Source organism: Micromonospora peucetia, assembly GCF_900091625.1.
Taxonomy (GTDB): Bacteria; Actinomycetota; Actinomycetes; order Mycobacteriales; family Micromonosporaceae; genus Micromonospora; species Micromonospora peucetia.
The window spans coordinates 3,368,664-3,394,765 of record NZ_FMIC01000002.1 but is presented as its reverse complement, the minus strand read 5'-3'; the positions used below and the strand labels follow the sequence as shown (position 1 = coordinate 3,394,765).

Genomic DNA, 26,102 nt, shown 5'->3' with positions numbered 1-26,102 from the left:
GCACCATGAGCCGCCCACCCGTCTGGACCGTCAGCGCAGGTCGGCGGAGACCAGGGACCAGACCTCCAGGTCCACCCGGCCGCCCCGGACGAAGCCGGCGTTGCGCAGCAGGCCCTCGTAGCTGAAGCCGGCCTTCTCGGCGACCCGGCGGGAGGCCAGGTTGCCGGGGGCGACCCGCATCTCGACGCGCTGGAAGCCGTGTTCGAGGATCAGTGCGATGGCGAGTGCGTCGACCGCCTCGGCCGCCAGGCCGAAGCCCCGCGCGTGCGCCGCGATCGCGTAGGAGACCTCGGTGCACCGGGCGCCCCAGTCGGTACGCCGGGTCCAGAGGCAGCCCACCACCCGGTCGTCCTCCCGGCGTACCACCGCGTAGTGGTCGCCGTCGCCGCTGTCGCGCCGCTGCCGGGCCAGCTCGGTGCACCAGGCCAGCCCGTCGATCTGACCGGAGGGGTCGGCCAGCGGCAGCCACCGCTGGGTCTGCCGGTCGGCGAAGACCTCGTCGGCCGCCGCCGCGTCGGCTCCGGTCAGCGCGCGTACCTCGGTGCGAGGTGTGGAGACCGTCAGCGGCGGGAAGCGGCGGACCGCCACCTGACCGATCACCCGGTCACCCCGCCCGACCGGGCGGTCGCGGGGTCGGCCGCCGCGTCCGCCGCCGCGTCCACCAGCCGGGCGGCCAGCAGCGGGTACGCCGCCCAGTGCAGGGTCAACTGCGAGGCGTGCACGCGCCGCCAGACGAAGCCCTCGGGTGCCCCACCGTCCCAGCTCCACGCCGCCCGCGCCCCGGCGCGTGGGGTGAGCACGCTGCGATGCTCCTTGTGCCCAGCCACCACCGTGCCCGCCGGCGCCACCAGGCTGTCGGTCAGCGCCGTCGCCTCCCGGTAACCCGTCACCAGGCCGTCCCGGCGCGTCCCCACCGCGTCGAGCACGCCGCACATGGGCAGCCCGTCCAGTTCCCGGGCCAGCCAGAGCAGGCCGGCACCCTCGGCGACCACGGGCCGCCCGGCGCGGGCCAACTCGGCGACCGCGATGCAGAGCCGGCGGTTGGCGGAGAGTTGCTCGGCGTACGACTCGGGCAGCCCGCCGCCGACGACCAGAGCGCCGGTGCCGGCGGGCAGCGCCTCGTCGTGCAGCGGGTCGACCGTCACCACCTCGGCGCCGGCCGCTCGGAGCAGCTCGGCGGTCTCGGCGTGGCTGTAGCTGCCGCCCGACGTGCCGGCGACCGCCACCACCGGGCGCGGCCCGAGGCCCGGACCTACCTGTGCCGGCCCGCCGTCCTCCCGCCCGGCCTCCTCCGGCGTCCAGGGCGGCACGGGCAGCGGCGGCGCGGAGCGGGCCAGGCCGATCAGCCGGTCCAGCTCCACGGCGGCGGCGACCGTCTCACCGAGCCGGCGGACCGCCCGGGTGGCCTCGCCGGTGCGGGCGAGCGCGGGCACCGCCCCGTACCGGCGGGCGGGCAGCACGGACGGCAGGTCCTGGCGGCGTAGCGCGCCGTAGACCGGCACGCCGATGTCGTCGAGCGCCGCGCGCAGCAACTCCTCGTGCCGGGCGGACGCCACCCGGTTGAGGATCACCCCGCCGAGCCAGAGCTGCTCGTCGTACGACCGGAAGCCGTGCACCAGGGCGGCCACCGACTGCCCCGTCGCGGCCACGTCGACCACCAGCACGACCGGGCTGCGCAGCGCGGTGGCCACGGCGGCCGTCGACTCGCTCTCCGGGCGGCCGGCGAGGCTGTCGTACAGCCCCATGCTGCCCTGCACGACCGCGAGCCCGGCGCCGGCCGCGCCGTGGCCGACGAGCGGGGCGATCCGGCCGAGTCCGACCAGCCGGGGGTCGAGGACACGACCGGGGCGGCCGGTGGCCAGCCCGAGGTACGCGGCGTCGACGTGGTCGGGGCCGACCTTGAACCCGGCGACGTCGACGCCCCGGTCGGCGAACGCGGCGAGCAACCCGATCGCCAGCGCGTTCTTGCCGTGGCCGGAGGACGGCGCGCTGAGCACCAGGCGCGGCACGACGGTCATCATCGACTCCCTGCGGGGCGGCGGGGGGACCCTGCGGCGGGCCGACCGCCCGGTCCGCCCGCGTGACGATAGCCCAAGCGGCCGGCGGGTGGCCGCCACCGAGCCGGCCTGTCGGCGGTGTCCGGGCGCGGCCGAGCTGGCCTGTCGGCGCCCGCCCGGGCCCGAAAGAGGGCTGTCGAAGCGAGTGCCTCCGGTCACAGGGGTAGCCTCGTGGTCGTGTACCGGTTCCTGTTGACGCCGCGCTGGCTGGGCATTCTCGCGCTGACCCTGGTCGCCTCGGCGGTGATGGTGCTGCTCGGCAACTGGCAGCTGGACCGCTACCACGGCCGCACGGAGATCAACGAACGGATCGACGCCGGCCTGCGGATGGACCCGGTGCCGTTGCGTGACGTGCTGCCCGCCCCGACCGGCGGCAACGGCACGGCCGGCCCGGCCCCCGCCGCGGAGAAATCCTGGACCAGGGTGACCGTGACCGGCCGCTACGACCCGGCGAACGTGGTCCTGGTGCGGGGACGCTCGGTGGACCGCAAGGTCGGCTTCGAGGTGGTCACCCCGCTCGTCCTGGCCGACGGCACGGCCGTGCTGGTGGACCGGGGCTGGATCCCGCCGGCGCGGGGCGGCGACGCGACCGTCCAGCCGGACGTGCCGGCCCTCCCGCCCGGCGAGATCACCGTGACGGGGCGGGTGCGCCTGAGCGAGAGCGGCTCGGTCCCCGTGACCCGGCGCGACAGCAAGCTGGAGACGCGGCGGATCGGCGTGCCCCGGTTGGCCCAGGAACTGCCCTACCCGGTGCACGGGGCGTACCTGCTGCTGGACGAGCAGACCCCGGCTGCCGACCCGATCTTCAAGCAGGTGCCGGTCGGATACACCAACAACTGGCAGAACTTCGGCTACGTCGTGCAGTGGTGGATCTTCGCCGTGATGACCCTGTTCGGCTATGGCTGGGTGGCCCGCCGGGAGGCCCGCAGGTTGGCGGGCGTGGGGCCGAAGCGGCCCGTCGACCGGGCCGCCGAACCCGCGTCACAGGGTGCCGCCTGACCGCTCCCGCCAGCCGGTCCCGCTCGCTCAGCCCGTGACGCGGCCGGCGTGGATGGCGCGTACGGCGTCGATGGTGTCGGCCTCCGCCGCCGTCTTGTCGTCGCGGTAGCGCACCACCCGGGCGAAGCGCAGCGCCATCCCGCCCGGATAGCGGGAGCTGGTCTGCACCCCGTCGAAGGCGATCTCGACCACCTGCTCGGGGCGGACCCGCACCTCCCAGTCGCCGTGCTCGACGGCGAGGGCCAGGAAGCGCTCGGTCTGCCAGCGCAGCACCTCGTCGGTGAGGCCCTTGAACGTCTTGCCGAGCATGACGAAGTCGCCGGTGCGCGGGTCGCGGGCGCCGAGATGCAGGTTGGACAGCCAGCCCGCACGCCGGCCGCTGCCCCACTCCACCGCGAGCACCACCAGGTCGAGGGTGTGCCGGGGCTTCACCTTCACCCAGGCGGCGCCCCGCCGGCCGGCGTCGTATGGGGCGTCGGGCGCCTTCACGACGACCCCCTCCTGGCCGGCGTCGACCGCGGCGGCGAACGCCTCGCCGGCCCGCTCGGGGCCGTCGACCTCCATCCGGCCGACCAGCAGCGAGGCGTCGACCGCGGCGTCGAGCGCGGCCCAGCGTTCCCGACCGGGCAGGTCGATCAAGTCGTCGCCGTCGAGGTGCAGCAGGTCGAAGAAGTACGGCGTGAGCACCGTCTCGCCGGCGGTGGCGCGCACGGCCGGGGCGACCGGGGCGCGGCCGGTGCCGCCCGCCGTGCTGCGCCGCGCCGCCCGGCTCGACGTCTCCTGGAAGGGCAGCGGGCGGCCCGTCTCGTCGAGCCCGATCGCCTCCCCGTCGAGCACCAGCTCGCGGGCGGGCAGCGCCCGCACGGCGGCGACCACCTCGGGCACCCGGGCGGTGATGTCGTCCAGGCTGCGGCTGAACACGGCGATGTCGTCGCCGGAGCGGTGGACCTGGATCCGGATGCCGTCGAGCTTCACGTCGACCACGGCGGGCGTGCCGGTGGCCGCGAGCGCCTCGTCCACCGAGGGCGCGCTCTGGGCCAGCATCGGCGCGAGCGGACGACCGACCTGGAGGCCGAAGGCAGCCAGCGCCGCCGCGCCCCCGTCGAGCGCGGCGACCGCGACCCCGCGCAGGTCGCCAGCGAGCAGCAACGCCCGGCGTACGGCGGCGACCGGCACGGCGGCGGCCCAGGCCACCGCTTCGGCGAGCAGCCCCGCCTGCGCGCCCTGGCGCAGCTCGCCACTGAACAGGCCGGTGAGCAGCCGCTGCTCCTCGGTGGTGGCCGCGGCGAAGAGCGCGCCCAGCAGTGCCCGGCGGCGGGCCTGGGAACCCGGCCCGTGCACGGACGCGATCTCGTCGATGGCCGCATCGACGGCGGCCACCGTCAGGGTCGGCTCGGCGGCCGGCGGCGGCAGGTCACGCAGGCTCGCCCAGCCCACCCCGGTCTGCCGCTGGCGCAGCTCGCCGGCCAGCCAGCCGGCCCCCGCCGGGACCTCGCGCTCATCGAGCGCCCGCAGCGCGGCGGCGAGCAGCTCCACCTTGGCCCGCCGGGACCGGGTGGCGCCGACGGCGGCGGAGGTGGCTGCCAGGTCGAGGAACCGCACGGGTTCCATCCTGCCAGCCACCCCCGACATCAGCCGGGCATTGCCGTGCCCGGCCGCCAGACACCCTTCACCGCGCTGCTCGGCGCCGGCCTGATGATCCTGGTGACCAGGGCCGACAGGGCGGTCAGACGGTGGGTGGGTCAGGCGGAGACGGGTTCCTCGATGCGCAGGCCGCGGGCGCGGATCTCCTCCGCCACCCGGGAGAGCACCGTGTCGAGCGCGACCAGCGCGGCCGACAGGTCACCGAGCTGTTCCTTGAGCGTGTCCTCGGGCCACGCGGAGACCTCGACGTCCCCCAGTGCGCTGACTGCGGCCTCAAGCCGGCCCATCACCTCGTTCGTACGCATGTTCGAGAGGCTATAGCAACGTCACGGCCGACACACCGCAAACACCCACATCGACCCGGAAGTTACGGTTCCGACACCTAACGCCCGTCGACGCCCGCCTCGGCGACCTTCCCCAGCAGCAGCGCCTCGGCCAGGCAGACCCGGGCGAACTCGCCGAGGTGCAGGCTCTCGTTCGGGCCGTGCGCCCGGGCCTGCGGGTCCTCCACCCCGGTCACCAGGATCGCCGCCCGCGGGAACATCTCCTGGAAGGTGGCGATGAACGGGATCGAGCCGCCGATGCCGAGGTCCACCGGGTCGGTGCCGTCCCAGGCGGTCCGGAACGCCGAGCGCGCCGCGTCGAACATCGGCCCGGACGCGTCGATGACGCACGGGTCGCCGTCGTGTTCGAAGATGACCCGCACCTGGGCGCCCCACGGGGCGTGCTTCTCCAGGTGGGCACGCAGGGCCTCGTACGCCCGCTTCGGGTCGTCGCCCGGCGCCAGCCGTACGCTCAGCTTGGCCTTGGCAGCCGGCACCAGGGCGTTCGGCGCCTCGCCGGTGGCCGGGGCGTCGATGCCGAGCACCGCGAGGGCCGGCTTGGTCCAGAGCCGGTCGGTGATCCGCCCGGTGCCGATGAGGCTCACGCCCTCGGCCAGCCCGGCCTCGACGCGGAACCGGTCCTCGGGGTATTCGACGCTCGCGCCCTCCCGGGCGACCAGCCCGTCGACGGCCACGTCGCCGGCGTCGGTGTGCAGGGTCGCCAGCAGCCGGGCCAGGGCGGTCAGCGCGTCCGGCACCGCGCCGCCGAACATGCCGCTGTGCACGGCGTGGTCGAGGGTGCGCACCTCCACGAAGCAGTTGACGATGCCGCGCAGGGAGGTGGTCAGCGCCGGTACGCCGATGTCCCAGTTGGCGGAGTCGGCGATCACGATGACGTCCGACGCGATCTCGTCACGGTGCTCGGCGAGCAGCCGCTCCAGCGAGTCGGAGCCGTACTCCTCCTCGCCCTCGATGAAGAGCACCACGCCGACCGGCAGCGCGTCACCGTACGCGCGCAGCGCCGCGACGTGCGCCATGATGCCGGCCTTGTCGTCGGCGGCGCCCCGGCCGTAGAGGCGGCCGTCCCGCTCCACCGGCTCGAACGGGTCCGACTCCCACAGCGTCAGGTCGCCGACCGGCTGCACGTCATGGTGGGCGTAGAGCAGCACCGTCGGCGCCCCGGGCGGAGCCGCCTTCTTCCCGATGACCGCCGGCTGGCCACCGGAGCGCACGATCCTGACGTCGAGATCGCAGCCGCGCAGCAGCTCGGCCACCGCCTCGGCGGAACGCTCCACGTGCGAGTGGTCGAAGTCCTCGAACGCGATGCCGGGGATGCGGACGAGACGTTCCAGATCGGCACGTACACCGGGCAGCTCCCGCTCGACGGCGATCCGGACCTCGGACTCGGACATGATCGGTGTGGTCATGACCGGCATCGTATGCCGGCCTTACCGACCGCCCGCCCCGAGCCTGGCACGGCGGGCCGATCCCAGCCCGTCCGCTGGCCTCAGCGACGGCGCACGCGGGTGACGGCCGACGATGTCGCCCCGCCCGAAGACCTCAGCGGCGGCGCACATGGCAGCGGTCGGCGATGTCGCAGTCTCAGCGGCGGCGTACGTGGTAGCGGTCGGCGTCGTGCGGCAGGCCCGGGGCGCCGTCGACTACCAGGTCCGCCCGGGCCTCGGTGCCGTCAGCGGCGAAGTACGACCGCTCCCCCCGGTGCCAGCGACGCAACTCCGGCAGAATCCCCGGACCGTCCCGCTCCACCGCCCGGGCCAGCCGCAACGACGCCGGGGCGGTGACGAAGACGGCGAGGGCGAGGTCCGGAACCACGGCGGCCCGCGCCGCGCTCACCCCCTCGATGACGAGCACCGGCGCGACCGGGACCGGCACCGGACGTGGCAGGAACGACCGGCGGACCCAGCTGTACCGGCGGTACGCCCCCGGCCGTCCGGCGCGCAACGGCCCGAGCACCCCCTCCTCCAGTCGGGGCCAGAAGGTGAACTGGTCGTCCCAGCCGTCGAGCAGGTCGTCGGTGTGCACCACCGGCGGCGGGCTGCCGCCGGGCAGGGCTGCGAGGGCGTCCGCGAGCCGCGTCGCGAACACGCTCTTGCCCGCGCCGCTCGGCCCGTCCACCGCCACCAGCCGGGTCCGTCCCAACCGCGCCGGCCCGTCGAGCACCCGCCGGGCCACCCGGTCGTACGCCTCGACCACCGCCACCGCCACCGCCACACGGCCGACGGTAACCAGGCCGGGTCTGCGGCCGACGCGCGGGCCGGCTCCCTGGCCGATGCGCACGCCAGGTTCCTCAACCGACGTGCGGGCCGGATCTCTGGTCCGGGCACGGGCACGGGCCCAGGCACGGGCACTCCGATCGGGGGTCGCCCGAACGAGCGGTCGTCGGGTGGGCCGGGGCGTTCGTCGGGCGGGGCCCGGGACAGGACGGGATGATCTGCTGGTGTCCCACAGCGTGATGAGTCCGGGCGTTGACGCCCTCCTGGAACAGGCCCGCGCCGGGGTACGCCGGCTGACCCCGCACCAGACCGTCGAGGCGGTCCGTACCGGAGCACTGCTGGTCGACACCCGCACCGACGGGCAGCGACGGGAACAGGGCGACCTGCCCGGCGCCATCGTGATCGACCGGACGGTGCTGGAGTGGCGACTCGACCCGGCCAGCGCCTGGCGGATCCCCGAGGCCATGGGATACGACCAGCGGATCGTGGTCGTCTGCCGCCAGGGCTACAGCTCCAGCCTCGCCGTGGCGAGCCTGCGGGCGCTCGGGCTGCACCACGCGACCGACATGATCGGCGGGGTGCAGGCCTGGCGCGAGGCGGCGCTGCCCATGTCCGACCGCCCCGCCGACATCCGCTACTGACCCAACAGGCTCGCCAACCAACCACCGCCGTCAGCCGCATCGGTGATCAAGACGTTTGCGTCATGATTCGCGGCTTCACAGGACGCAAACCTCTTGATCACCCTTTACGAGGGCGGTGCGGCGGTGTGGGGTAGTGGGGTCTCAGGGGAGGGGTGGGGCTCCGGGTGGGATGAAGGGAAGATCGGCGGGCGGGCCGGACTCGACGAGACGCCAGAGGGCGTCGGTGTCCAGGTGCTCCTCGACCATGTCGCCGAGCAGATCCAGGGAGCGCTCACGGGCGGCGGCGAAGGCGGTGTCGGGAGCCACCGTGAAGCCGGTCCGGCCGGCGAGCCGAGCCACCTCGGTCAGGAACCGTCGGCGGAACCCGTCAGACTCGAAGGCTCCGTGCCAGTGGGTGCCGTGCACGGCACCGACCACCGCGCCCTCGCCGCTGCCGTCCGCGCAGGTCAGCAGCGGGGTCAGCGCCGGATCCGCGTGCGACACGTACCCGTGGTGGATCTCGTAGCCACGGACCGGGACGTCGTCGCCGGCGGTGCCGACCGACTGCCGGACAGTCTTGCGCGGGTCGAAGGTGATCTCGATCGGCAACAGGCCCAGCCCCGGCACGCTCCCCTGCCGGCTCTCCACCGGGTCGTGGATCGCCCGGGCCAGCATCTGGAAGCCGCCGCAGATGCCGAGCAGGGGCCGGCCCGCCGCCACGTGCGCCAGTACGGCGTCGGCCAGGCCGGTCTGCCGCAGCCAGGCCAGGTCGGCCACGGTCGACTTCGAGCCGGGCAGCACGACCAGGTCGGCGGCGGCCAGTTCGGCCGGCTCGACGGTCAGCCGGACCCGAACACCCGGCTCGGTGGCGAGCGCCTCCACGTCGGTGGCGTTGCTGATCCGGGGTAGCCGGACCACGGCCACATCCAGCCAGTCGGTGCCGCGCGGGGCCGCCGGGCGACCGAGGACCCGGCCGTACGCGAGCGAGTCCTCCGCGTCGAGCCAGAGATCGAGCGCCCAGGGCAGCACCCCGTACGTCGGGCGGCCGGTCACCTGGCGCAGCATGTCCAGCCCCGGCCGGAGGAGACCGAGGTCGCCCCGGAACTTGTTGATCACGAAGCCGGCGATCAGCGCCTGGTCTGCCGGGTCCAGCAGGGCGACGGTGCCGAACATCGACGCGAAGACCCCGCCCCGGTCGATGTCGCCGACCACGATCGTCGGCAGGCCGGCGTGCCGGGCCAGACCCATGTTCACGTAGTCGCCGGCCCGCAGGTTGATCTCCGCCGGACTGCCCGCACCCTCACAGATCACCACGTCGTACGCCGCCCGCAGTTCGGCGAGCGCCGCGTACGCCGTCTCGGCAAGCCTGGGACGCAGCTCGCGGAAGTTGCCCGCGGTGACCGTGTCGACCGCCTCGCCGAGCAGCACCACCTGGCTGGCCAGGTCGCTGCCGGGCTTGAGCAGCACCGGGTTGAACCGCAGGTCGGGAGCGATACCGCAGGCGGCGGCCTGCATCGCCTGTGCCCGCCCGATCTCGCCACCCCGGCCGTCCGGGCCCACGACGACAGCGGAGTTGTTGGACATGTTCTGCGCCTTGAACGGCGCCACCTTCACACCCCGCCGGTGCAGCCAGCGGCAGATGCCGGCGGTGAGCACGCTCTTGCCGGCGTCAGAGGTGGTGCCGGCGACCAGCAGACCGCCACTCACCGCTCGCTCCCCCGCCCCGCCCCGCCCCCGACGCCTCCGGCGAGGTGCCCTCCGGCGGTGCCCCGGCCCAGGCCGCGCCGCCCGAAGGTGACCCGGCCCGCGGCACGCCGCCCGAAGGTGACCCGGCCCGCGGCGCGCCGGCCGACGGCGCCCGCCAGCCGGCCGAGGGTCAGCGGGTACGCGGCGGCCAGCACGAGCGCGGCCAGCCCGACCGCGCCCGAGATCCGGGCGGCCCGCTTGAGGTGCCGCGCCTCGGGCCGAGGGCCGTCGCCGAGGAACGGGCGCACCTCGGAGCGCCCGAAGTAGACGTTGCGCCCACCCAGCCGTACGCCGAGGGCGCCGGCCATCGCCGCCTCGCACTGCCCGGCGTTCGGGCTGGGGTGGTCGTTGCGGTCCCGGCGCCACACCCGCCACGCCCGTTCCCGGTCGCCGTGCGCGGTGGGCGCGACCGCGACGGTGAGCAGGCCTGTCAGTCGCGCGGGCACCAGGTTGAGCAGGTCGTCGAGGCGGGCGGCAGGGGTGCCGAACCGGGCGTACCGGGGCGAGCGGTGGCCCACCATCGCGTCGAGGGTGTTCGCCGCGCGGTAACCGAGCAGGCCGGGCAGCCCCGCGACGGCACCCCACAGCAGCGGGGCGACGACCGCGTCCGAAGTGTTCTCGGCCACCGACTCGACGGTGGCGCGGGCCAACTCCGGCTCGTCGAGCGCGGACGGGTCCCGACCGCAGAGGTGGCCGAGCCGCTGCCGGGCCGCTGGCAGGTCACCGGCGCGCAGCGCACGCCCCATCACGGTGGCCTCATGCCGCAGGGTACGCCCGCCCAGCACCGTCCAGGTACCGGCCGCGACCAGGGCCGCCCGGGCAACCGGCCGACGTCGGGTGGCGACCGTGGCGGCCACCCCCAGCAGCACCGGTGCACCGACGGCCAGCGCGGTGAACGCCGCCCCGGCTGCCCGGTCCGGGCGATGCATCCGCCGTTCAAGGGCCCCGGCGGCACGGCCGAAGCCGGCCACAGGGTGATACCGGCGGGGATCTCCGAGGAGCGCGTCGAGGGCGTACCCCGCGACCAGTCCCGCCACGGTCGCCACCGGCGTCGCCTGTCGCACCCGCCACCACCTCCGGCCGGCCAGCCTAGCCGAGCGCCCGCCGGTCCCCAGCCGAACACCCGGCACCCACGTCCCGACCGTCGCCGCCCCCGGTCGCCTCGAACCGCGCCCGGCCGGGCGGCCGGGCGGAGCAGGGGCGGCCGGGCGGCCGGGCGGAGCAGGGGCGGGCGGCGCAGGGCGGGCGGCGCAGGGCGGGCGGCGCAGGGCGGGCGGAGCAGGGCGGGCGGAGCAGAGCGGGCGGAGCAGGGGCGGGCGGGCGGGCGGAGCAGGGGCGGGCGGGCGGGCGGGCGGAGCAGGGGCGGGCGGGCGGAGCAGGGGCGGGCGGGCGGGCGGAGCAGGGGCGGGCGGGCGGGCGGGCGGAGCAACCAACCAAACAGCGGGCGGGACCGAGCGACGACCAAACGGGCGGGGCGGCCGGACGCCGGCACCCGCAGGCCCACGACGCCCGTGATCGTCTGACGTCGGGCCGGACAAAATGTCGGCGGATGCCCGGTCGACGTGCAAACGATCACGCATGCCAAAGCCGCGGTCGGGCCGCGCCCTCAGGCCAGTCCGCCGGCGCCCCTGTACCGGTGGGGCGATCCGATCGCCACCCCACAGAAGCGCCGCCCGCCGGAGTCCCCCACCAAAGCACCCTCCACCGAAGCACCGCCCGCCGAAGCACCGCCCACAGAAGCACCCTCCACCGAAGCACCGCCCACAGAAGCGCCGCCCGCCGGAGCACCGTGGGAGACACGCGGGGTGACGACGGCACGGCCGCCGCCACCCCGCCCCCGTCGTGTCGCCCGTACCCGGTGGGCCTGGGGGGCTGCGGCACTCGCCCCCGGCCCGGTGGTCACGCGGGCTGCGGCACCCGCCCCCGGCCCCGGCGGCCACGGCCGGCTTGCGAGACGCCCGCCTCGGACTCCTCGGACGACAAGCCCGGCTCCCCCGCCCGCACCTCCGACGGGCCGGACATCGGCGTCGGGCCGTCGGTCTGCGGCTCCGGGACGTCGGGCTCCTCGCCGTGGGCGTCGTCCATCGGATCGTCAAAGGGGTCGAGCGACCCGTCGACGGCGGCCGGCAGGCCACGCCCGGCGGGGTACGCGTCGAAGTCGGGCTCGAACTCGTCGTCGAGCGGTCGGCGGTCCGGCAGGGCAGGGGCGTCCCCGTCGGGGACCGGCTCGGTCGCCTCACCGTGCACGCGGTGCTCGGCCTCGATGTCCTCGACCGTGCTGGTCGTCATCGTCGGCCGGTTGCGCTGGAACCGGCTGCGGCCCCGGGCCAGGTCGTGACCGACGGCGACCGCCTCCAACTCGTAGAGCGTGCGGTGGTTGCCGGCGTCGTCGGTCCAGTCGCGGGTGTAGAGCCGGCCGCAGACCACCACGGGGTCGCCGACCATCACCGAGGACGCCACCCCCTCGGCGAGCTTGCGCCAACAGTTGACCCGGACGCGCAGGCTGTTGCCGTCGACCCAGCGACCGCTGTCGCGGTCGAGTCGGCGGGCGGTCGAGGCGACCTTGAAGTTGGCCACCAGGGTGCCGCTCTGGGTGGTACGACGCCATTCCGGCGCGGTCAGCACGTTGCCCACGATCGTGACGTAGGTGTCGAACATCGTCCCTCCAGGGGGAGATCGGGCTTGTCATCGCGAGTCGACTCGGTGCCGAGCCTGAGCCTTCGGCGCGAGCACCGCCAGCGCCGTACGCCGGCCTGTGGACAACCGGGCCGCCTGTGGACAAAGACCTGATCAAGGTCCCGGTGTGCTAGGGCCGGGTGGCCCTGGGGATCCCGCACGATCGGCTCGATGATCGGGAGGCCGGCGGAGCTTCCGGCGGCGCCGGCCGACGGGCCGGGTGACACGTCACGTTCCGGACGGAGCGCGGCGGGGTATGGATTCGATCAACCGCACCGCCGACAGCACGACGAACGAGAGGTCAGCGATCATGAAGATGACCAGCACCGCAACCGCCATCGTCTCCGGCCAGGTGCGGCGATGAGCGCCGTCGCGAACCCGGCCACCGTGGCGGAGTGCCTGCGGGTCGGCGCGGGGTTCTCCCAGGGCGACCGGAACTGGATCGCGGAGCAGTTCGCCACGCTCGACGCCCGGTTGGCCAGCTTCCATGCCGACGCCACCGAGCTTGAGGTGATGGTCAAGGACCGCGAGGCCAAGGGCCAGAAGGTCACCCTGGAGTGCTGGATCGCCGGCCGCCAGAAGATCGTCACCACCTCCGCCGAGGAGGACCTGCACGCCGCGCTCAACGACGTCCGCGACGACCTGCGGCGGAAGCTGAACGACTCGAAGACGAAGCAGGAGCCGCGGCACAACAAGCACCTGCGCGACGTCCCCCAGCCGGTCGCCGAGGCCGAGCCCGACACGGACCCGACGCGCGCCGAGGCCGAAACCGTCTGAGGCGTACACCCGAGGCCCCGTCCGCCGGGTGCGGGCGGACGGGGCCGCGCCGGGCGCGGACAGGCCGGGCGCGGACAGGCCGGGCGTTGGGCTACCGTCCGGTAGCTTCCCGGCGTACCGTCGCAGTCGTGGAACCGGACGTGCTGGGCCCGCCGTACGAGCGGCAGACGATCGACCTGGGCACCGACGACGAGGGCCCGGTGGTCGCCACCCTGGTCCGTCGCCGGGCCGACCGCCCGACGGGTCGGGCGGTGCTCTACACGCACGGCTTCACCGACTACTTCTTCCAGGGCCACCTCGGCGACTTCTTCGCCGAGCGGGGCTGGGACTTCTACGCCCTCGACCTGCGCAAGTACGGCCGCAGCCTGCTGCCCCACCAGACACCGAACTTCTGCCGTGACCTCAGCGACCACTTCCCCGAGCTGGACGCCGCCGCGAAGATCATCCGTGCGGACGACGGGCACGACACGCTACTCGCGATGGGCCACTCCACCGGCGGCCTGATCATGCCGCTCTGGGCGCACGCCCGTCGCGACGCCGGGGTCATCGACGGGCTCTTCCTGAACAGCCCGTTCTTCGACATCAACGCCCCGTGGCTGGTGCGCCGGCCCCTCGCGGCGGCCGTTGGCCGGCTGGCCCGCCGGGCGCCGCGCCGGGTCCTGCCGTTCGGGCTCGGCACGGTCTACAGCGAGAGCCTCCACGCCGAGCACCACGGCGAGTGGAACTACGACCTGACGTGGAAGCCGCTCGCCGGGTTCCCCGTCCGGGCCGGCTGGCTGAACGCCGTCCGCACCGCCCAGCGGCAGCTCCGCGCCGGCCTGGACATCCAGGTGCCGGTGCTGCTCGCCTGCTCGACCCGCTCGTTCAAGGGCAAGAAGTGGCACGAGTCGGCCGCCCTCGCCGACGCCGTCCTGGACGTCGAGCACATGGTCCGCTGGGCGCCCCGCCTCGGCCGGCACGTCACCCTGGCGCGCTTCGACGGTGGCATGCACGACCTCACGCTCTCCGGCCCCGCCGTACGCGAAAAGGTCTTCGAGGAGGTCGGACGCTGGGCCGACGCGTTCTTCGACGCCGGGCCGACGGTCCGCGTCGGGGAGCGCCCACCGGCGAGCCGGCAGCCGGCGGACGAGGCCGGCCCGGCGAACTACCCCGCGCAGGGTGGCTGAGCGCCCGCAGTCGGCTCCGCGTCGCGTCGCTGGCCGCATGCAGCGTCGCCGGCCTCACGACCCGACGACGGCCTCCCGGATGCGGTCGAAGGTGGCCAGCGGGTGGCCGCCGTCGCGGGCCGGCAGCACCAGCCCCAGGCACCGCAGCCCCACCTCGCCGTCACCGCCGGCCCGCACCCCGAACACCGGCGCGCCGACATAGCCGGCCGGCAGCTCCGCCATCAGCCGGACGGCGTCGTCCACCCGCGCCACCCGCTCGATCGCCACCTCCAGCGGGCGGCTGCCGCCCACGCCGACGCCGTGGGCGAGCACGACGGCGGAGCCCGGCTCCGTGCCCATCCGGGTGATCGAATCCCGGTCGGCCGCGATTCCGTCCGGCACCTGTTGGGTACGCCACCGCCAGCCCTCCCCGTCGGCGTGCTCGTGCAGGCCGACGGTGGGCATGACGGCGACACCGAGATCCTCGTGGTGCCGCCACCCGGCGGCGAAGTCGGGCAGGGCCACGGCATCGGCGGCCACCCCGGCCGGCTCGGTCACGCTCGCCCGCAGCCCGATCTCCCCCGCCCCGGCGACGGTGAGGGAGTCGGCGGTCAGCAGATACTCCCGCCCCTGCCCGGTGAAGAGGAACGCGGTGCCCTCGCCCTGGTCGCCGTCCCCCACCCCGGCGTCGGTCCGGCGGATGGGCAGGATCGCGCGGCCGAGGAGCTGGCACAGTTCGGAGGCGACGTCGTTCTCGGTGTCCGGGTCAAGCAGCACCAGCCGAGGGTACGACCCGCCGCTGTTCGGGCCGCGCGGACGGCGGAACCCGGATGACCGGCGTCGGGGGCGCGTGCGACCCTGATCCGCGACGTGGAACGCGACCACCCGTTCCACCGGTCACCCGGTGGCCGGCGGTACCCTTCTCGCGCGACACGCACGCGCGCGCCCGTAGCTCAGCGGATAGAGCAGGGGACTTCTAATCCCAAGGCCGCAGGTTCGAATCCTGCCGGGCGCACAGGTACTACTCTCGACCGCATCGGCTGCAATTGGCGTCGGTATGGACATCGGTACAGCCGTTGGCGCTGAGAACGATCATGGCCTGTTCGCCGGGCTCCAGCCCGGCGGCGCGGAGTCCGTGGAATCCGACGGTCAGTGCGGGAAGCGGTAGCGGGTCTGGCTGTACGCCTCGCCCTTTCCGAAGGCGAATCCGGTCTCCGGGTCGACGCGGTACAGCAGGACCTCGCCGGAGCGGATCGTGTCACCGAGGCCGTGCCAGGTGCCGTCCGGGCTCGTCAGCAGGTCGCCGTACTTTCCCTCGTAGGCGTCGGCGGTGGTGCCGCGTTCAGCCGGGTCGCGCACCAACTCGGCACGTCCCTCGATGGTGATGTCGAGACCGTCCAGGACGTTCGTGCCGGTGGTCATGACGCAGTGGCGGTTGCCGTGGAGGTTACGCGTCTTGCGCTCCTGGTCGCCGGTGGCGAAGTACAGGGCGCCGCCGGTCCAGACGGCCAACAACGGTGTCACGTGGGGCCGACCATCGGGGCGAACGGTGGACAGCCAGAACAGTCGCGCCTGCTGGAGCTCACGCAGTACGGTCGGCCAGGGGGTCGCGTCGGCGCCCGAATCGCTGAAGGGGCCGAGCTCGGCAACTGGGTCACGGCCAGGCATGGAAACTCCTCGATGAATCAGATGGGAGTGCGGTCGGACACGATCTGGTCAACGGGAGGCACCGCGGTCTCCTTGGTGACGGGTGCCGATCGTTTGCCGAGCAGGGTCAGAGCGATGACCACGCCCAGTGCCGCGACGAGGCCTACCACGCCGAACGCGGCCTGCTGACCGGGAACCAGCGTCTGCGGCGCGGCGGTCCCAGGCGTGGGTGCGTGCGCGGCGACAACGCTGCCGCGATGGCCACCCCGAGGGCGGTGCCGACGGCGAAGCAGGTATTGGCGAGCCCGGCGGCCAGCCCGGAGTCCCGTTCGGCGACACCGGTGAACGCGGCGATCTGTGCACAGACGGTGGCGGTGCCCATGCCCGCTCCGAAGACCAGCAGGGCAATGGTCAGAAGGCTGGCGCCGTCCAGCATGGTCATGAAGAACGCTCCGCCCAGCAACACCAGCACCCACCACTTCGAGGGGGACGGCCGCAGGCTCACCCGGGCCCTCCCGCACCCAGCGCGACGCCCAGCGCGTCGAGCCAGTCGCCGGTGCCGAACTCCCGCCAGGAGGGCTCCTCACGGCCATCGAGGAAGGTGCCCTGCTCGGTGAGGACCAGTCGCGTGCCCCCCTCGGCCGGGCAGAACACCACGGTCGTCAGCGACGCCGCCGCGAGGTCCTCCCCCACGTGCAGCACAGAGCTGTAGACGATGCGCTCGTCCGGGACGATGTCGCGGTACAACGACTCGAAGGTCAACGATGGGCCGCTGTCCGGGCGGCTGCGGTTGACCTCCCGGCCCCCGATCCGGAAGTCCAGCTCGTGGTCGGCGTCGGGCGTGGAGAACCACCGGGCCTTCACCTTCGGGTCGGCCCAGGCGGCGAAGACCCGGGCCGCCCGGGCCAGGTAGAGACGTTCGAGGGTGAACGTGGCGTGCGTGACAGAACGGTCGATCATCACAAGTTCCCTTGCTCCGGTGTGCCGGGGTCATCGAGCAGGTGGTCGCCGAGTCGGTCCAGGCGCCGTTCCCAGGAGGTGCGCTGTTCGGCAAGCCAGTCCTCGGCCGCCCGCAGCACGTCCGGCTCGATGCGGCAGGTGCGGACGCGGCCGATCTTCTCGGATCTGACCAGCCCGCAGGCTTCCAGCACCTGGACGTGCTGCATGACCGCCGGTAGCGACATCTCCAGTGGCCCGGCCAGTTCGCTGACCGACGCCGGCCCGCGGATCAGGCGCTCCACCATCACCCGGCGGGTCCCATCCGTGAGCGCCTGGAAGACCCGGTCCAGCGATCCGCCATAGTTAGGCATGTTCTTAACTGTGCGGGCAGTGCACCTCTATAGTCAAGTGCTTCCTTAACCAATGACTCGGTGCTGCCGCCCGCCCTGCTCCCGTCACGCTCCGGCCGGTCCGCCCGCCCCGGCGTCGACTCGGTCGCCCGGCACATCGCCGAACGCCCCCGCCACCCGTCGACGGACGCTGCACTCCTCGTTTGCGGCTGGCGACGTTCTTACCGGCACCCCAAGGAGCGCAACGAGGCCGGGCGCGGAGCGTTTGAGTTCCCCCGCTTCGATGAAGCGGTGGTTACCTGCTGCCGGCTGCAACGTTGCCCAGAGGCGTCTGCGCTCTTTGAAGGCGGCGGGTGAGCCCGATGTGAGCCCGGACCGCCTGGGGATTGGGCGGCACCACTAAGCACCTATCGGCAGCCATAGGGGTGCCTACCAGGACAGATAGACACCCCTGTGGACCGTCGCTGGCATGGCTCGCCATGACACCGGCGTCCGACGCGGGAGCTGTGTGCGCTGTGCTGGCACCATCTCGACCTGGCCGCCGGTGTGCTCAGTCCTAGAATCGGGCCATGGTAAGAACCGACCGCGCCAGCCGGGTGATCGCGGCACCACCGGCGACCGTCTACGGCGCCCTGCTCGACCGGGAGTCGCTTGAGGCCTGGCTGGCACCGGACGGCATGCGCGGGCGAATCGAGCGGTGGGATCCTCGGCCCGGTGGCGGGTTCCGGATGGTCCTCACGTACCTCGACTCCGCCGGCAGCCCCGGCAAGACGTCAGCTGCGACGGATGTCGTCGACGTGGGGTTTGCCGACCTGGTGCCACCGGAGCGCGTGGTGCAGCGGGCCGTGTTCGAGGCTGACGATCCGTCGTACGCGGGCACCATGACGATGACCTGGCACTTCGCTCCCACCGGTACGGGGACCGAGGTGACCGTTACCGCCACGGACGTGCCACCCGGCATCGACCAAGCGGTCCACGAGGCCGGGATCGCCTCCTCGCTGGCCAATCTGGCGTCGTACGTCGAGGCGGCTGACTGACTCGGGTCGGGTTGGGCCTCGGGTCCGGCCACGCCGTCGAGGGAGCGGGTCGAGCATTCGCACCCCCGTCATCACGAGTCCCATCGGATGATGGCGGACCAGTTGCCAGGATCAGTGGAACTGGTGAGGTCGTTCAGGCTGCCTGGGCTTCGGGGCGTTCGACGAGGGGTCGCGTTCGACGAGGGCTCCGGCACGGACGGGAGCGACGAGGTGGGGTGTGTTCACGGCCCGCCAGCGTGCCTGCCAAATGCCGCCTGACACTTCGATTGCAAGCTCTGTCCGGGATGGCTTCCGCAGCCATGCTCGTTGCCACCGCCCAGACCGCCAGTGACGTGAACCTGTGGATTGCCGGCAAGGTGCTTGTGGACGCGTACGTGCTCACGGGTTCCACCTGGCCAGCCTGAAACCAGGGATGTCGCCTTCATGACAATTTTGTTCGGGCGCCGACGGAAACCCGCACCCATAAAGGACGTTTTCTCCCATGTAATCGGATTCGACGCCAACAACCGCACATCATGCTTGTCGATGTCCACTGAATCCCGATGATCAATAGTCCGGCGGGCGACAGTTCGGCGGCATCCGGTGGCCTAGTTTTGGATCATCATTTCTCGCACCCGGAGGTAGCATGCTCCAAAATTTGCGCCGCGGTCTCATCGTGATCACAGCGTTCTCTGTGGCCGTGGCCTCGGCGGCGGGGCCGGCAGGCGCGGCTGACCCCTCGTCGGCGCAGACGGGATCGGCGGCCAGCGCTCCGGCCCAGCTCAGCCCCGATGTGGCCCGCAAGGCCAAGGGTACCGACCCTGCCGCCCGCAACCGGGTACTGACCGAGTACTGGACTCCGGAGCGGATGCGCAACGCCCGCCCGATGGAGACGGTGCTGCGTGAGACCGTGAAGCCCACCCCCCTCCGGGCCGGGACCGGGATCGATCGCGCCCAGAAGCCTGTCATCGTTCCACCGGCCGCCCCGACGGTCGAACCCCTGGCGGAGGCCGCCACGACCACCGTGAACGATGTCGTGGCCCCCAACGCCATCCCGCCCATCGAGCCACCTCCGGTCACCGGCCCCAACACCTACCGGCCCGACTACCCGACGGGTCACAAGGTGGCCCGGACAATGGGCAAGGTCTTCTTCACCATGGGCGGGCAGGACGCGGTCTGCTCGGCCGGGGTGGTGACCAGCCCCGGCAAGGCGCTGGTGTGGACCGCCGGCCACTGCGTGCACGGTGGTGGCAGTGGTGGTGCCTGGGCTCGCAACTGGATCTTCGTACCGAACTACACCCTGCTTTCTTCCGGGAACCCTGTCGCCCCCTACGGCATCTGGTACGCCACTGCCTTGTTCGCCGATCGCGCCTGGGTCGACCACAAAACGCAGCACAGTGACGTGGGTGCAGCGATCATGCAATTCCGCGCTGACAAGCTGATCCAAAATGTGGTGGGCGCGCAGGGCATCGCCTTCAGCCTGCCCTATTATCCGGCTGTCACCGCTTTCGGATACCCGGCCGACGCGCCGTTCAACGGGGAACTTCTGTGGCGGGCCGACAGTCATTCATTCGACGCTGGAGCCAGCATCATCTTCATGCAGAACCAGATGAACGGCGGATCCTCGGGCGGCTACTGGCTGTCTGGCTTCAACGGCGAATCCGGCCTGGTGAACGGGCACAACAGCTTCATGGTGGACAACGCGAAGGGATTCATGTTCTCGCCCTACTACGGGTTGAGCACGAGCGCTTTCTACAACGAGGTGAAGGACTACACTCCCGCCTCATGATCTGACCGGAGCACCGCCGCCGAAATGGCGCTCAGCCCGGAAGTAGGATGCCCGGTCGGACCGGCCGGCCGGGCATCCCCCGTCCGACTCTGCCCCCAAGGGGCGGACGAATCCCCCCGATACGCCGACGTCTCCCACCTCGCCGGCGTGACCGGCGTGCGCTCCCCTACGCCGCGCGGGCCGGCCTGCTGGGCGAACCGGCCCAGCACCTCCCCACTCAAGGGCTGTCGTGCCGCGGCGGCCCGTGAAACTCCCGTGGTTCGCACCAGCCGCAGGGCGTGTCGCACGTGCCAGAGCGGAGCGGCAGCGGAGTGCAGGCCGCGCTGACTGAAAACGTCGATGCACTCCATCCGCACGATGGCCGACACTGGCACGGTGGATCAGATTCAGGAGATCGTCGGGCTGGTCGGCCAGGTGCTGGGTTCCGAGGTCGTCGGCACCTACCTGCACGGCTCCTCGGTGCTTGGCGGCCTCAAACCGGCCAGTGACGTGGACGTTCTCGTCGTCTCCCGTCGGTGCATGAACGATCAGGAACGGCGGGATCTCCTCGAGGGACTCTTCAGAATCTCCGGTTCCCCGAACCAGGCTCGCCCCGTTGAACTCGCCGTGGTCGTTCAGTCGGAGGTGCGCCCGTGGCGTTTCCCGCCGAGCTGCGACTTCCTGTACGGCGAGTGGCTACGCCACGAGTTCGAGGCCAGCGGGCCGCCTCAGCCGGAACCGATGCCGGACCTGGCCCTGCTGATCACGATGGTGCTGGCCGGCGATCATTCCCTCACCGGTCCGCCACCGGCGCGGGTCCTCGATCCGGTTCCGCACACGGACCTGGTTCGTGCGACCGTGGCGGGCATCCCAGGCCTGCTCCAGGACCTGGACGACGACACCCGCAACGTCCTGCTGACCTTCGCCCGTATCTGGACCACCCTCGCCACCGGCCAGATCAGATCGAAGGACGCTGCCGCGGACTGGGCGCTGGCCCGACTCCCACCAGAGCACCGCCCCGTCCTGCAACACGCCAAGGAGCTGTACCTCAACCGCCGATACTCCGAGGAGAGCTGGAGTGACGAGCTGAGGGCCCAGGTACGCCCGCACGCAGACCGGGTCCTCGCCGAGATCGACCGGCTGCGTCAACGGTAAGCGGGCTCGAATCCTGCCGGGGACGGTCAGCGGAGCCGCACGTCGAGACTCGGGAAGTCGTACCAGGTCAGCTCGAAGGACGACCCGGCCTCCGGAGCCACCGGGAAGGCACCCCAGCTGTCCACCTGCTCGCCCGCCGCGATGCTGAAGGACTCGCCGGCCCGCGTCGTGGCGCACCAGGTGGACTCGGGACGCACACTCCGACCGTCCGGCAGGACGATCTCCGAGGAGATCCGGTCGACCTCGACGGTCGGGCAACTCACCGGCCACGCGACCTTCGAGCCGTTGCGGTACCTCAGGTTCAGTCGCAGCTTGCCGCCGGTGACCTCGGCGCTGACCAGCCTGACGGTCAGGCCCGCCTGGTCGTAGACCAGCCGGTCGATCTGGTACGTCCGGGCCGCGGGCTGCTCCTTCGACGGTGACTCCGATGAGGCGGGGCCGGAGGTCCGGGACCCGGTCGAGGGGCTGCCGGTTCCGCCGGTAGCGGCGGCGGAGGGCGCGGCCGGTCCGGACGCCGTGGGGTCAGCCGGTCCGGGTGCGGTGCCGTCAGCCAGGTACCAGCCGCCCAGGGTACCGATGACGGCGAGGAATGCCGTCCCCACGATGACGGCCAGCAGGCCGACGTACCTCTTCTTCACGGTGGGCTCCCGGCTGCTGTGAAGGCGGCGATGGCGTGAAAATAGCACCGCCGGCCAACATCTCCGGTGCGCTGACGACGGGTGCGCTGCCGTGCCGGATCCCGCGTCGCCGCCCATCGCCGCGCTGTCCGGTATTGCGCATGATGCGGGCGCTCCCACTTCGGCGGCGGGCGACAGCGGGCATCGGGGACGCCCCAGGTGCCATATGCTGCGCCGGTTGTCACGGGGAAACGGGGAGAACCACATGCGACGCGTGCTGGGCGTCACGGCTTCGGCCGTGTTGGTCGCGACGGCGCTGAGCGGGTGCGGCAACCCGCCCGGCACGGACGGGGACCTGACCGACGACTGGCGGCCGGTGGCCGAGGCCCGCCAGTTCGCGCCGCGGGCCGGTGAGTGCCACGTGAACGCCGAGCCGACCGCATACCTCACCAGCCACCAGCCGGTCGACTGTGCAAAGGCGCACCTGGTCGAGACGTTCCACATCGGCACGTTCACCGGTGACCTCGCCGCCCGTCCGATCCCGCCGCGCGTCGGGTCGGCGGCGATGCGGTCCGCGTTCACCGAGTGCGACGCCAAGGCCAAGGAGTTCGTCGGCGGCGACTGGCGCGACGGCCGGTTGACGGTGCAGGTGGCGCCCACGTCGCCGGCCGGCTGGGCGGGCGGCAGTCGGTGGTACCGGTGCGACCTGTTCGAGCTCAACCCGCTCGACGACACCGGCGACGCGGCCGTCAACCGGGCGGGCAGCCTCCGGGGCGCGCTGCGGGCGTCCACCCCGCTCAGGCACGGCTGCGCCGAGGCGGGCGAGTGGGGGCACCTGCTGACCGTCCCGTGCACGAAGGTCCACCGCTACGAGTACGTCGGCGTCTGGATGGCCCCAAACGCGTCCTACGAGGACGCGACGAAGGACGAGGACGCCGTCCACACGAAGTGCCGGTCGGTCATCGCCCGCTACGCGAAGGTGCCGGTCGACCGCATGCTGCGGTACCGCACGGGGAGCACGTACCGGTTCCCGTCGGAAGAGGCGTGGGCGCGCGGCGACCGGGGGGTCCGCTGCTGGTACTGGTCCAGCGGGAAGAAGCTGACCCGGTCGATCGCCGGTGGTGGGACGAAGGCCCTGCCGGTCAACTGACACGGGGACGGCGGGTTGACCGACCGGCGACACGGCACGTACCGAGGGTGATTGCGGGCCGCCACCCATGCTATTCTCCAACGTCGATTTCCGCCGCACGGACCCGACCGGGTCGTTGTCGCAGAAGGACGCCTCTCCCCCGATGCCGGCCGTTGCCGCCCCGAGCACGTCGCCGACCACGCTGGACAGCCCGGCCGGTGGCGCGTTCGCCCTCATCTTCACCCGCATGCCGGCGCTGCTGCGGCTGACCTGCGGCCTGGTCGGCGCGGTGGTCGCCCTGTCGGTGCGCACGCCGCCCGTCGAGCCCGCCCTGTTGTTCCCGGCCATCGCGGCGCTGACCGCCTGGTCGCTCTGGTACGGCGTCCGCGCGCTGCGGCGCGGCATCGATCGCTGGATGGTGGTCGGCGACGTGGCCGCGACCACCGCCACCTGCCTGGCGATCCCGGTGCTGGTGGCCCCGGAGGTGCTGCCCGGCGAGGGAAGCTGGATCGCGATCCTCGCGAGCACCACCGTGATCAGCGCGCAGGCGACCGCCCCGGCGCGTTGGTCGGTCCCGGCAGGGCTGCTGGTCACCGCCGCCTACGCGGCCGGCGCGCACTCCGCCGGCCACCCCGACGAGGCCACCGCGCACGCCGCGACGCTGCTGGTGCAGACGGCCTGCGCGGCGGTGATGACCGCCATCATGCGGCGGCGCCTCGGCCGGGCCGACGACACGTTCGTCGCGCACCAGCGGCTCACAAGGGAGGCGCTGGTCGCCCGGCGGGCCCGGGAGGCGGAACGGCGGCAGAACCGGGACCTGCACGACACGGCGCTGGCCACGCTGACCATGGTCGGGCTGGGCGCGGTGGCCGGCCCGTCCGCCGCGCTGCGCGAACGGTGCGCCGCCGACCTGCGTACCCTCACCGCGCTGGCCGACGCGCGGACGGCTCCCGCCGAGGGACCGGTGCTGTTGGACGAGCGGCTGCGGGCGGTGCGAGCCCGGCTGCCCGAGCTGCCGGTCACCACCGAACTGGCGGCCTGTGCGGTGCCGGCGCCGGTCGCGGAGGCGCTCGCCGAGAGCGCCTACGCCGCACTGTCCAACGTGGTCCGGCACGCGCCGGGCGCGACCGCCGCGCTGCGGCTGGCCCGGGTCGCCGACACCGTCGTGGTCGAGCTCACCGACGACGGTCCCGGCTTCGACCCGGCCGGCGTTCCGACGCACCGGTACGGGCTGCGCGAGTCGGTACGCGGCCGGATGTCCACGGTCGGCGGGCACGTCGAGATCCACTCCCGGCCCGGCGCCGGCACCCGGATCCGGTTGGAGTGGTCCGGTGCCGACTGAGACGGCGACCCCGCCGACAACGGTGCTGCCCGCGGCGCGTACACCTGACGGAAGCCGGCCGCCGGCGGACCCGGCCGCCGCAGTGGCCGACGCCTCCGACCGCGGCGCCCGGATCGCGGCGGTGGTCATCGCGCTGGCCTGGCATGCGGCCATCGCGCTGCCTGCGGCGCTGGGCGCCCGGGCGGAGCTGGCGGCCCCGGCGGTGGTCCTCGCCGGCTGGCTGCTCGTCGCGGCGACCGGCGTGCTGGCGGGCTTCCGGCTGCTGCGCGGCGCGCCGCTGCCGGCCTGGCCGGTGGCCGTGCTGCTGCTGCTGGTCGATGCGGTGGTCTTCGCCGCAGCCGGTGAGCAGCAGCTCTTCACCGCCGGGAACTGGGTGTGGGGCACCCTCGGCTGGTTCTTCGTGCTGGCGGTCTGGGGGCGGCGGGCGTCCGGGCTGATCGCCCTGCTGGGCGCGCACTCGCTGATCGCGCTGGCCGGGGTGCTCGGCCACGGCGCGACCGCCCCCGCCGACCTGGCCCGGTACGCGATGTACGTCTACGGCACCTCGACGCTGCCGGTGGCGGTCTTCGTGGGCAGCACGGCCATCGCAGGGCTGGCCCGGCAGCGGGCCGGCACGGCGGCGGCGGCCCACGCGGCGGAGGCCGAACGGGACGCCGCCGAACGGGCCCGGCGGGAGCGGCGCGCCCGCCTCACGCTGGCCAGCGGCGCCGCCGAGGAGGTCCTCGCGGAGCTGGCCGACGGGCGGGCCGACCCGGCCGACGCGGACGTGCAGCGGCGGGCCGTGCTGGCCGCCGCCCGGCTGCGCCGGCTCATCGCCGAGTCCGACGACGTGCCCGACCCGCTGCTGCACGAGCTGCGGGCCGCCGTCGACCTGGCGGAGCGCAACGGGCTGCCGATCGACCTGGTGACGATCGGCAGCCCGCCGCCGCTGCCGGTGGAGGTGCGCCGCCGGCTGGCCGACCCGCTCACCGCGACCCTGGCCGACGCCCGGGGCTGGGCCCGGCTGACGGTGGTCGCCGGTCCCGACGAGGTGGTGGTCAGTCTGGTCACGCCCGACCGGGCCGGTCCCGACAGCGCCGGGCCCTTGGGCGACGACGGGCGGGTGGAGTACCTCTACGAGCGGGACGGGGAGATCAGATGGGCGCAGACCCGGTGGCAGGGGTGACCGGCGGGCGGCACGTCGGCGTGGCGATCGTGGACGACCATCCGGTCGTCATCGAGGGCGTACGCGTCTGGCTCTCCGCCGAGCCCCGGCTGATCGTGCTGGCGACCGGCGACGACCCGGACGCCGTGCTGCGGGCCGCCCCCGGTGCCGATGTGCTCCTGCTCGACCTACGGCTGCACGGGCGGATGGCCCTGGACAAGCTCGCCGAGCTGAGCGCGGCCGGCCGGCGGGTGGTGGTCTACTCGGAGCACACCGATCCGCAGACGATGCTCGCCGCCCTGGACGCTGGGGCGGTCGCGTTCCTGGCCAAGCACGAGGGGCGGGAGCACTGCGTGGCCACCGTGCTGGCCGCCGCCAGCGACCGCCCGTACGTGCCGCCGGCGCTCGCCGGGGCGATCGTGGGCGACCCCCGGCCGGACCGGCCCGCCCTGTCCGACAAGGAACGTGAAGCGTTGCTGCTGTGGTTCCAGTCGATGTCGAAGGCATCGGTGGCCCGTCGGATGCGGATCAGCGAGCACACCGTCAAGCAGTACGTCGACCGGGCGCGGATAAAGTACACCCGGGCGGGGCGACCGGCCGCCACGAAGGCGGCACTGCTCGCCCGGGCGATCGAGGACGGCCTAGTCCGACCGGAGGAGATCGGCATCTACCGGTCACAGGCTTCCTACGACCGGCCGACCCCCTAACGGGCGTCATGACAGTCGGTCGCGAATCGGCGACGCTCGTGCGGAGAGGCCGTCGGCAGCGGAGGTC

At 73.4% G+C, this 26,102-nt stretch carries 27 protein-coding genes and 1 tRNA gene; 12 read left to right on the top strand and 16 right to left on the bottom strand.

Annotation, left to right across the window (positions count from 1 at the left end; all coding sequences use genetic code 11):
* Nucleotides 1-30 precede the first annotated feature (30 nt).
* Both GA0070608_RS15925 and GA0070608_RS15920 read right to left on the bottom strand, forming a co-directional pair.
* Nucleotides 31-600, bottom strand: coding sequence for a GNAT family N-acetyltransferase (locus GA0070608_RS15925; protein WP_091628738.1), 570 nt, complete (start codon nt 598-600; stop codon nt 31-33).
* Nucleotides 597-2,018 carry a cobyrinic acid a,c-diamide synthase CobB gene (locus tag GA0070608_RS15920; protein WP_091628736.1) on the bottom strand — a complete coding sequence of 474 codons (1,422 nt, stop codon included), beginning with the start codon at nt 2,016-2,018 and terminating at the stop codon, nt 597-599. Before GA0070608_RS15920 ends, GA0070608_RS15925 begins: the two co-directional genes overlap by 4 nt.
* A 210-nt stretch (nt 2,019-2,228) precedes the next feature.
* Between GA0070608_RS15920 and GA0070608_RS15915 the strand changes: the two genes are divergently transcribed.
* A complete protein-coding gene (locus GA0070608_RS15915) occupies nt 2,229-3,056 on the top strand; it encodes an SURF1 family cytochrome oxidase biogenesis protein (RefSeq protein ID WP_176733735.1) in 828 nt (275 codons plus the stop codon).
* 27 nt (nt 3,057-3,083) lie between these two features.
* Here GA0070608_RS15915 and GA0070608_RS15910 read toward each other — a convergent pair whose 3' ends face one another.
* The 4 genes from GA0070608_RS15910 to GA0070608_RS15895 all read right to left on the bottom strand — a co-directional run bounded on the left by GA0070608_RS15910 (nt 3,084) and on the right by GA0070608_RS15895 (nt 7,249).
* Nucleotides 3,084-4,658 (bottom strand): ATP-dependent DNA ligase, encoded by a 1,575-nt coding sequence (locus GA0070608_RS15910; RefSeq protein WP_091628729.1) that lies wholly within the window; start codon nt 4,656-4,658, stop codon nt 3,084-3,086.
* A gap of 140 nt (nt 4,659-4,798) precedes the next feature.
* Nucleotides 4,799-5,005 carry a hypothetical protein gene (locus tag GA0070608_RS15905; protein WP_091628727.1) on the bottom strand — a complete coding sequence of 69 codons (207 nt, stop codon included), beginning with the start codon at nt 5,003-5,005 and terminating at the stop codon, nt 4,799-4,801.
* Between the two features lie 77 nt (nt 5,006-5,082).
* Nucleotides 5,083-6,435: a dipeptidase gene (locus tag GA0070608_RS15900; protein WP_176733966.1), complete on the bottom strand. Its 1,353-nt coding sequence runs from the start codon at nt 6,433-6,435 to the stop codon at nt 5,083-5,085.
* Between the two features lie 190 nt (nt 6,436-6,625).
* Nucleotides 6,626-7,249: a uridine kinase family protein gene (locus tag GA0070608_RS15895; protein ID WP_091635218.1), complete on the bottom strand. Its 624-nt coding sequence runs from the start codon at nt 7,247-7,249 to the stop codon at nt 6,626-6,628.
* Between the two features lie 247 nt (nt 7,250-7,496).
* Between GA0070608_RS15895 and GA0070608_RS15890 the strand changes: the two genes are divergently transcribed.
* Nucleotides 7,497-7,898 carry a rhodanese-like domain-containing protein gene (locus tag GA0070608_RS15890; protein ID WP_091628723.1) on the top strand — a complete coding sequence of 134 codons (402 nt, stop codon included), beginning with the start codon at nt 7,497-7,499 and terminating at the stop codon, nt 7,896-7,898.
* A 141-nt stretch (nt 7,899-8,039) separates the two neighbouring features.
* Here GA0070608_RS15890 and GA0070608_RS15885 read toward each other — a convergent pair whose 3' ends face one another.
* The 3 genes from GA0070608_RS15885 to ssb all read right to left on the bottom strand — a co-directional run bounded on the left by GA0070608_RS15885 (nt 8,040) and on the right by ssb (nt 12,281).
* Complete coding sequence (locus GA0070608_RS15885; RefSeq protein WP_091628719.1) at nt 8,040-9,584, bottom strand: cobyric acid synthase; 1,545 nt, start codon at nt 9,582-9,584, stop codon at nt 8,040-8,042.
* Complete coding sequence (locus GA0070608_RS15880) at nt 9,581-10,687, bottom strand: cobalamin biosynthesis protein (RefSeq protein WP_091635215.1); 1,107 nt, start codon at nt 10,685-10,687, stop codon at nt 9,581-9,583. The genes GA0070608_RS15885 and GA0070608_RS15880 overlap by 4 nt, the downstream gene beginning before the upstream one ends.
* An 835-nt stretch (nt 10,688-11,522) precedes the next feature.
* Nucleotides 11,523-12,281 (bottom strand): single-stranded DNA-binding protein, encoded by a 759-nt coding sequence (gene ssb / locus GA0070608_RS15875; RefSeq protein WP_091628717.1) that lies wholly within the window; start codon nt 12,279-12,281, stop codon nt 11,523-11,525.
* Between the two features lie 378 nt (nt 12,282-12,659).
* Between ssb and GA0070608_RS15870 the strand changes: the two genes are divergently transcribed.
* On the top strand, nt 12,660-13,076 hold the full coding sequence (locus tag GA0070608_RS15870; protein WP_091628715.1) for an HPF/RaiA family ribosome-associated protein: 417 nt from the start codon (nt 12,660-12,662) through the stop codon (nt 13,074-13,076).
* Between the two features lie 128 nt (nt 13,077-13,204).
* Nucleotides 13,205-14,242: an alpha/beta hydrolase gene (locus tag GA0070608_RS15865; protein WP_091628711.1), complete on the top strand. Its 1,038-nt coding sequence runs from the start codon at nt 13,205-13,207 to the stop codon at nt 14,240-14,242.
* 54 nt (nt 14,243-14,296) lie between these two features.
* Here the strand turns inward: GA0070608_RS15865 and GA0070608_RS15860 are convergent, their stop codons facing one another.
* On the bottom strand, nt 14,297-14,998 hold the full coding sequence (locus GA0070608_RS15860) for a hypothetical protein (RefSeq protein WP_091628709.1): 702 nt from the start codon (nt 14,996-14,998) through the stop codon (nt 14,297-14,299).
* A 165-nt stretch (nt 14,999-15,163) separates the two neighbouring features.
* On the opposite strand from GA0070608_RS15860, the gene GA0070608_RS15855 reads away from it, so the two are divergent.
* A tRNA-Arg gene (locus GA0070608_RS15855) sits at nt 15,164-15,236 on the top strand.
* Between the two features lie 134 nt (nt 15,237-15,370).
* Here the strand turns inward: GA0070608_RS15855 and GA0070608_RS15850 are convergent.
* The 4 genes from GA0070608_RS15850 to GA0070608_RS15835 form a co-directional block, all read right to left on the bottom strand.
* Nucleotides 15,371-15,889: a pyridoxamine 5'-phosphate oxidase family protein gene (locus GA0070608_RS15850; protein ID WP_091628707.1), complete on the bottom strand. Its 519-nt coding sequence runs from the start codon at nt 15,887-15,889 to the stop codon at nt 15,371-15,373.
* Nucleotides 15,890-16,031: 142 nt separating this feature from the next.
* Nucleotides 16,032-16,373 carry a hypothetical protein gene (locus GA0070608_RS15845; protein ID WP_091628705.1) on the bottom strand — a complete coding sequence of 114 codons (342 nt, stop codon included), beginning with the start codon at nt 16,371-16,373 and terminating at the stop codon, nt 16,032-16,034.
* Nucleotides 16,370-16,828 carry an SRPBCC family protein gene (locus tag GA0070608_RS15840; protein ID WP_091635210.1) on the bottom strand — a complete coding sequence of 153 codons (459 nt, stop codon included), beginning with the start codon at nt 16,826-16,828 and terminating at the stop codon, nt 16,370-16,372. Before GA0070608_RS15840 ends, GA0070608_RS15845 begins: the two co-directional genes overlap by 4 nt.
* Nucleotides 16,828-17,178 (bottom strand): ArsR/SmtB family transcription factor, encoded by a 351-nt coding sequence (locus tag GA0070608_RS15835; protein ID WP_176733733.1) that lies wholly within the window; start codon nt 17,176-17,178, stop codon nt 16,828-16,830. The genes GA0070608_RS15840 and GA0070608_RS15835 overlap by 1 nt, the downstream gene beginning before the upstream one ends.
* Nucleotides 17,179-17,726: 548 nt before the next feature.
* Here GA0070608_RS15835 and GA0070608_RS15830 point away from each other — a divergent pair.
* Complete coding sequence (locus GA0070608_RS15830) at nt 17,727-18,194, top strand: SRPBCC family protein (protein WP_091628703.1); 468 nt, start codon at nt 17,727-17,729, stop codon at nt 18,192-18,194.
* Between the two features lie 221 nt (nt 18,195-18,415).
* On the opposite strand, the gene GA0070608_RS32645 is transcribed toward GA0070608_RS15830, so the two are convergent.
* Nucleotides 18,416-18,727 carry a hypothetical protein gene (locus tag GA0070608_RS32645; protein ID WP_176733732.1) on the bottom strand — a complete coding sequence of 104 codons (312 nt, stop codon included), beginning with the start codon at nt 18,725-18,727 and terminating at the stop codon, nt 18,416-18,418.
* Between the two features lie 92 nt (nt 18,728-18,819).
* Here GA0070608_RS32645 and GA0070608_RS15825 point away from each other — a divergent pair, with 92 nt between their 5' ends.
* Both GA0070608_RS15825 and GA0070608_RS15820 read left to right on the top strand, forming a co-directional pair.
* Nucleotides 18,820-19,962, top strand: coding sequence for a trypsin-like serine peptidase (locus tag GA0070608_RS15825; protein WP_141719471.1), 1,143 nt, complete (start codon nt 18,820-18,822; stop codon nt 19,960-19,962).
* A 375-nt stretch (nt 19,963-20,337) separates the two neighbouring features.
* Complete coding sequence (locus GA0070608_RS15820) at nt 20,338-21,096, top strand: aminoglycoside adenylyltransferase family protein (protein WP_245715803.1); 759 nt, start codon at nt 20,338-20,340, stop codon at nt 21,094-21,096.
* Between the two features lie 26 nt (nt 21,097-21,122).
* Here the strand turns inward: GA0070608_RS15820 and GA0070608_RS15815 are convergent, their stop codons facing one another.
* Nucleotides 21,123-21,734, bottom strand: coding sequence for a hypothetical protein (locus GA0070608_RS15815; protein WP_091628698.1), 612 nt, complete (start codon nt 21,732-21,734; stop codon nt 21,123-21,125).
* Nucleotides 21,735-21,978: 244 nt separating this feature from the next.
* Between GA0070608_RS15815 and GA0070608_RS15810 the strand changes: the two genes are divergently transcribed.
* The 4 genes from GA0070608_RS15810 (at nt 21,979) to GA0070608_RS15795 (ending at nt 26,035) form a co-directional block, all read left to right on the top strand.
* Nucleotides 21,979-22,863 carry a septum formation family protein gene (locus GA0070608_RS15810; RefSeq protein WP_091628696.1) on the top strand — a complete coding sequence of 295 codons (885 nt, stop codon included), beginning with the start codon at nt 21,979-21,981 and terminating at the stop codon, nt 22,861-22,863.
* A gap of 142 nt (nt 22,864-23,005) precedes the next feature.
* Nucleotides 23,006-24,184 (top strand): sensor histidine kinase, encoded by a 1,179-nt coding sequence (locus GA0070608_RS15805; protein WP_091628693.1) that lies wholly within the window; start codon nt 23,006-23,008, stop codon nt 24,182-24,184.
* A gap of 22 nt (nt 24,185-24,206) precedes the next feature.
* Nucleotides 24,207-25,349 carry a hypothetical protein gene (locus GA0070608_RS15800; RefSeq protein ID WP_091628690.1) on the top strand — a complete coding sequence of 381 codons (1,143 nt, stop codon included), beginning with the start codon at nt 24,207-24,209 and terminating at the stop codon, nt 25,347-25,349.
* Nucleotides 25,322-26,035 carry a response regulator gene (locus GA0070608_RS15795; protein WP_091628688.1) on the top strand — a complete coding sequence of 238 codons (714 nt, stop codon included), beginning with the start codon at nt 25,322-25,324 and terminating at the stop codon, nt 26,033-26,035. The genes GA0070608_RS15800 and GA0070608_RS15795 overlap by 28 nt, the downstream gene beginning before the upstream one ends.
* Nucleotides 26,036-26,102 lie beyond the last annotated feature (67 nt).